Annotated in this window: 5 protein-coding genes and 1 CRISPR repeat array; all 5 genes read right to left on the bottom strand. The window is 38.5% G+C overall.

Going from position 1 to position 6,198, the window contains the following annotated elements; translation table 11 throughout:
• Positions 1-132: 132 nt before the first annotated feature.
• Positions 133-258 carry an AbrB/MazE/SpoVT family DNA-binding domain-containing protein gene (locus IM477_RS18530; protein ID WP_002757501.1) on the bottom strand — a complete coding sequence of 42 codons (126 nt, stop codon included), beginning with the start codon at positions 256-258 and terminating at the stop codon, positions 133-135.
• A gap of 142 nt (positions 259-400) precedes the next feature.
• On the bottom strand, positions 401-1,384 hold the full coding sequence (locus IM477_RS18535; RefSeq protein WP_287732996.1) for a type III-B CRISPR module-associated Cmr3 family protein: 984 nt from the start codon (positions 1,382-1,384) through the stop codon (positions 401-403).
• Positions 1,385-1,394: 10 nt separating this feature from the next.
• Positions 1,395-2,819 (bottom strand): Cas10/Cmr2 second palm domain-containing protein, encoded by a 1,425-nt coding sequence (locus tag IM477_RS18540; RefSeq protein WP_287732997.1) that lies wholly within the window; start codon positions 2,817-2,819, stop codon positions 1,395-1,397.
• A gap of 7 nt (positions 2,820-2,826) precedes the next feature.
• Complete coding sequence (locus IM477_RS18545; protein ID WP_287732998.1) at positions 2,827-3,858, bottom strand: SAVED domain-containing protein; 1,032 nt, start codon at positions 3,856-3,858, stop codon at positions 2,827-2,829.
• Between the two features lie 15 nt (positions 3,859-3,873).
• A complete protein-coding gene (locus IM477_RS18550) occupies positions 3,874-4,476 on the bottom strand; it encodes a Uma2 family endonuclease (protein WP_287732999.1) in 603 nt (200 codons plus the stop codon).
• A 555-nt stretch (positions 4,477-5,031) separates the two neighbouring features.
• A CRISPR array of direct repeats spans positions 5,032-6,109; the repeat unit is 36 nt; unit sequence CCTTACCTATTAGGTCAAATAGGATTAGTTGGAAAC.
• Positions 6,110-6,198 lie beyond the last annotated feature (89 nt).

Consider the following 6,198-nt stretch of genomic DNA (forward strand, 5'->3'; position numbering starts at 1 on the left):
AAGTAGGTGGGTGGAATTAAATATAAAATGAACGTAGGTTGGGTTGAAGCATGAAACCCAACGCCCGCATGGGTTACGCTACCGCTAACCCATCCTACAAATAATTGTGCCTACCTACTTATAGGTTTATTCCTAATCAATTGCAACACCCTTTAATAATTCATCGATTTCTTTAGCCATTTCCTCTGTGTAAGGAGTGAGAGAAGAAGGGTTTTTAAAGGCATCTTCTACCAAAAAATCTAAAAACATACGCAGCATTTTATTTTTGCTAATTTTTGAGCTTTGATTATTACCACTTTTTCAATAATCTAATAAAGCTTTTCGGGGAAATCTAGTTTTTAGTTTTGCCATAGCTATCACTTATGCTCGTCTCATTTACCCTACTCAATAATTATAGGCTTTATTTGGCAATATTTTCTAAGGGTAAGGCTAATCCGCAGCCCCAACGTTTGAGAGAAACCCCTTCAGTGGGGAACCAAGATTCCTGCCAATTTTGCCAAGATGGTAAGGGGTTTTTTAAGCGATAAACTGTTCCTGCGGGAACTGCATAACGTCCCCTAGATAAGCGCTTAACTTTATCTTTTCCTCCGAATCGATAACGATAGGTTATTGGTCTTTCGGTGTTGAGGGTTTCTAATTGCCAATCACTGGGATTGCGAGTTGATAGGCGATTTGTTCCCCAGATTGCGGCAGTAATGAGGGCAAAATATTGACCGACATCTTGATTAAATAAAGTTTGGAGATGGCTGCTTAGTTCAAGTGATTTAACTTCCACTAGATGGGATTCCCCACCAAAGCGATACCAGCCATTTTCTAGGGGTTGATTAGCTAAATAAACTAGACAAGCATCTGGATGTAACTGAACGGCATTTTCGAGGAATAATTCTCCAGTTTTTACCTTTCTTTGCTCCTCTAACAAACGCGGATGGAGATGGGGATGATATTGCCACGGAGAACCATAGGCTTTTTGAGGATTATACCATTGGTTGATAGGAATCCAACTATCTCGATCGAATTTTCCCTCAATTTGTTTACTGTCTTTCTCTTGCCATTTTTCTTGCCATGTTAAGGTGTGTTGAATTTTTCCATTGTCGTTATTTTCTTGGTCTTGAAAATAATTTGCGAGGGTTTTTTTAGCCAAATAAATAAAGGGAGTGGGGACAAAAAAGTTATCTGGTTGTTCACTGTTTGCCCAAAAAGGGCCGGCAATTTGTAAATCGCGAATATTGGTGGGATTGCTGTGAGCAAATAGTCCCGAAACTGTGGCAGCAGTAGGGGGAAAACGATTTCCTGAACGTCCAACTAGATTTTCTGGAGACAGAAACGGACCGGCGCTACCGTAGAGAAATCCCAAAGGTTTAATTATGATCAGATATTGCAACATTTTTCTATGTTTAGGTGAGATGATTGGCCACTTTTGAGAGGTTAATTACCCAGTTATTTTTATCTTGGTGAGAGGTGGTATCGATGGGTATATTTTGATTAAAATAAAGGTTAAAAACTGCATTGGCAATATCGTGATTATCATCGGTAAAAGCGCGGCGATTTTCTAAAGTTGCTATATCATTATAGAAATGTGTCCAGTTTTTTCCTTCACTGCGATCACAATAACTATCGAGGATATCTTTTAAGTTTTCCCAGGGACAAACCCACTCTAAATAGTTACCACTGTTAAAAAGGATTCGCACCGCTAGACGATTTTTACCTTGATTTTTAGCGGATTTTTCTGCTTCTCGACATTGTTGCAATATGTCACGCTGAGGAACTCCTGAAGCTGCCCAAACAAAACCGACGCTAACAGTTATATCCTCAGAATAACCGTGTTTTGGCCAGATTTCTCGATGAAATTTATCAAACCAATAGAGACAATCTTGTAGGGTTAATTTTGGTTCGGATTTTTGGGAAAACAAAACCCCTAGAAAGTCATCTCCTCCCGCATAAATAATGCGACCAAAGTTAAGATAATTTTCTAGTTCTTCTCCCCATTGTCGCATTTTTTGACTAAATTTTTTTCTTAAGGAGATTGGCAGATTTTTTAGGTAATTTCCCATCCCGTCACCGTCCCCTTGAAACCATCCTGTATAGGATTTTTCCTCGTAGCGATTTAGTTCCACAAATTTTTTAGGAAGTTCTAGGTTTAAAGGCTTGCCAATATCATATAATGTAATCATTCTTTTGACTAATTCGGGAATGCTAAGACGTTCGGTTTCATCGAGGATAGCATTAGAAAGTTTTTGACTTAATTGCTGATAAAATTCGGTGATTTGCTGATTTTGTTGGGAAATACTAGAATATAAAGGATGGGTTTGATCCGTCATTCCATACCAAACAATGGCATCGGAACCTGATAAGCTAGAACTTTCTCCTTGCCAATTAATTCCCGTCCAATCTCGTTGATATTTTTTCTGTTGCAGACTTTTAAACGCACAATCGATCGAGTCCTCTTGCGCCCAGAAGAATTCCCAAGTATGATTAATCCATAGGTTCCATTCTCGTCGCCAAGTATAATTGTATTGTGGTAAATTTTGTTCAATCCAAACCCGACACTTATTAACCACTTTTTGCCATGCGTCATTGAAGACTTGTTCGGCCTCTTTTTTGGGAAAATTACCCGCGATTAAGATTTGGTTGGGAGTTCCTCTTTTAACGTCAATTAAAGCCGGAGAAATAAGGCTACATTCAGGATATTTATCCGCTGCCTGACAGATAGCATCGGCAAGATAGGATAATAAAAAAGAACCACCGTATAAGTCCCTTAGTTTACGCGATTTTTCGATGAATCCTTGCACAGGAGCAAAGGTAATTACAGTATAGTTCATTTTATCTTTATTGTCCTCGATAAAGTTTAAATTCCTGAAGATTAATAAGATTTCTGTAGGTAGAATTTTCGTATTGAGTTAGGAGAATTGGCCAGTATTGTTGAACGGCCATTCCGACAAGTATTCCCAAAGTTATAGGCATGGAATAAACTAGCTTAATCTCTTGATAGTTTTTTTGTTGAGCGATGTTGATAGTTTTAAAGATTTCTCTAGAATATTGTAGCCAATCTTCATTTTTTTCAATTGTACCACTGCCTTTACTTTTCAGATAAATTAAATCGCCGTAGTTTTCAATACTCTGATCATTAAGATTAATTTTATGGGAAGAAACATCGATGGCTATAGTTACTCTATCTTGACCTTTTTCGGTGACAACACGCTCAAATTTTTCGTATTCTTTAATATCTTCTTTAAGTTTGCGATCGCCAATTTCCACCACAGGATAATAACTATCAGAAGATTTATTATATTGAAAGATTTTTACTCCTTCGGTAGCGAGAATAGTACCGACCATAATAGCGACGCTAATCGGACCGATATAGGCAAGATAAATAATAGTATTTTGGGGAGTTTTTTTCTTAAGTTTCTCTAGATTATAGCGTAGTATTTGCAGAAAAGTTTTCAGCATTTCTTGATCATAAATATCACAGGAGTAGTTAAAAATTAAATCTGTTTCACTAACATTGAGATACTGGTCAAGATTATTTTTATGATCTTTGTATTTATTTTCTGTTTCGATGATATTAAAAAGCGATTGCAGAGCCTTATTACTATTGGCAGGATTATCAATATTAATCACTATCGGTAGAGGAATCGCCTGATGTTTATAGAGGTCGTATTTCTGAGATTCTAGCCAGATACCGATGATAACTAGAGCCAAAGTAATCAGAAAAATTAGATAATATCCCTGGCCAAATTGATCGGCAATTAGTGCCAAAATAGCGGCGATGGCTAATGCTGCATTGGTGAGGGGATTAAAGATAATATTATAGGGATATTGACGCAGATTACCCAGGACATTTTTAAGAGATTTCAGCATAATTTTACTAGAGATTTAGGGTATAATATCGAGAAGACACAGAGACAATTCGGGAAAAACTGCCGAACTAATGCGCTCATAAAGACGATATAATTTTTGTTGATATTCATCACCTTCTAGCTGAAAAATAGTCAAAGTAGGCTGTTTGGGTTTACCGATAAAAGAGATGCCACCCAATCCACGAAAATCGACAATCCAATATTCAGCAATACCTAAAGATGAGTATTCTTCAACTTTGCGTGCATAATCATCTTGCCAATTACTACTAACCACTTCTACCACTAATTTAATTGCTTGGGAGCTAGTTAAAATTGCTTGTTTTTCCCAGAGAGGTTCGGTGCTAAAGTCCACTTCATCTAAAATGATGACATCGGGACGTAAAGCAGTAGCTTGACCGGATTCTGGACGGAGCAAACAGTTTTTAGGAATTGTCCAGGGTAGATGTAATCGCAAGATTTCTCCCCACAGTCTTCCTGCGATTTTTCCCGCTACGGATTCCTGAGGTCCAGTGGGTTCCAAGTCTCGCAACTCCCCGTCAATTAATTGATAGCGTGGGTCATCTCCATACTGGTTTAAAAAGTCTTCAAAAGTGAATAATTTAGGAGATAAGTAGGTCATGATTTTTATCGGATTAGACCTAAAGCTTGTTGTTGTTATCCATGATACTGATTGCTCGCCAGAATCGGGGGATTTTGGGGGTTAAAAAATCCTTAAAAAAAACTCCCCCCCCCGCTACCCTCCTTAATCAGTAGCTAGACAATTAATTACAGATAATTACTTAAGCAAAATTAATTACACATCGAGAGGCGGAAACTGTACGCTAAAGTAGTAGAAAGGGTCAATCCTCAAGAGGATGATGTGCGCTTCTATGGGATTTCCGAAGAAGCTGTCTCTAGATTATTGGTGATGGGAGGTTCTCCTCCTCAACCACCCCCAAATCTCTACATCATCTAGCTTGTCCCCCAACTCTTGACTGAAAATCGATGCACCCCCTCCCCGACCTAAAACCCCGATTCTCTGGTTGAGGTGCGTCGATTGCTCTCCCAGTCAGGGTTCTACCCTTTAGTATCGGGACTTTTACCCCCCCCAATACCACTTTTTAACCCTCTTTTTGCAGGTGCGTCGATTTGGGGGTCTGTCTTCCCCTCTCGATGAGACTTTCCAAGGGGTACTCCTTACCTATTAGGTCAAATAGGATTAGTTGGAAACAAGCAGGCTATTCCTGCTATTGTGACGCCTATTATGCCTTACCTATTAGGTCAAATAGGATTAGTTGGAAACGCAGGATAGACGATTAAAGGATCCCGCAGTAGTTGGGTGGCCTTACCTATTAGGTCAAATAGGATTAGTTGGAAACCATTAAGATTGAAAGCCTCGACTATTACCCTCTGGACACGGGGATCCTTACCTATTAGGTCAAATAGGATTAGTTGGAAACCCTTTCATGCTTACCACCTGATCAAGCCGAAAGGGATTGCCTTACCTATTAGGTCAAATAGGATTAGTTGGAAACGCTAGAGGCTTAATAATTGCTGAAACATTAGGAATGCCTTACCTATTAGGTCAAATAGGATTAGTTGGAAACGTAGTTTTAACAATCTCCCAGATTTCAGATAAAATTCCTTGAACCTTACCTATTAGGTCAAATAGGATTAGTTGGAAACTAAAAAAGTAGGGCTAATTCATGAATTAGCCCTACTCTTACTCCTTACCTATTAGGTCAAATAGGATTAGTTGGAAACCATCTAATACAGTTTTTTCCATAATCAAACCTCTTTTTTCCTTACCTATTAGGTCAAATAGGATTAGTTGGAAACTTTTCTGGGTGCATATGGGGAAAATGAATGCGACTGCCTTACCTATTAGGTCAAATAGGATTAGTTGGAAACGTACCTTGTCATGGCGGACTTTATCGAATAACTCGAGACCTTACCTATTAGGTCAAATAGGATTAGTTGGAAACAAGGCTTTCTCCAAGATTTCCGGATTCAATACTTGTCCTTACCTATTAGGTCAAATAGGATTAGTTGGAAACCCCTCGTAAAAACTCCGCTCTACCTTTCTTTCTAGACCTTACCTATTAGGTCAAATAGGATTAGTTGGAAACATTTGCTTCATGGTCATCCCCCCTGTCGTATCCTGGCCTTACCTATTAGGTCAAATAGGATTAGTTGGAAACTTTTCTGGGTGCATATGGGGAAAATGAATGCGACTGCCTTACCTATTAGGTCAAATAGGATTAGTTGGAAACTAGAAAAAGGGTTTATAAAGAAACCCTTTTTCTGCCTTTCAATTTTGTCGAAATATCTATAAGTAGGTGGGTGGAATTAAATATAAAAT

This window comes from Microcystis sp. M090S1, assembly GCF_020246295.1.
Lineage (GTDB): Bacteria > Cyanobacteriota > Cyanobacteriia > Cyanobacteriales > Microcystaceae > Microcystis > Microcystis aeruginosa.

Coding starts and splice junctions, on each gene's coding strand:
- IM477_RS18540 (WP_287732997.1), bottom strand. CDS start 2,819: ATGAACTATACTGTAATTACCTTTGCTCCTGTGCAAGGATTCATCGAA.
- IM477_RS18550 (WP_287732999.1), bottom strand. CDS start 4,476: ATGACCTACTTATCTCCTAAATTATTCACTTTTGAAGACTTTTTAAAC.
- IM477_RS18545 (WP_287732998.1), bottom strand. CDS start 3,858: ATGCTGAAATCTCTTAAAAATGTCCTGGGTAATCTGCGTCAATATCCC.
- IM477_RS18530 (WP_002757501.1), bottom strand. CDS start 258: ATGCTGCGTATGTTTTTAGATTTTTTGGTAGAAGATGCCTTTAAAAAC.
- IM477_RS18535 (WP_287732996.1), bottom strand. CDS start 1,384: ATGTTGCAATATCTGATCATAATTAAACCTTTGGGATTTCTCTACGGT.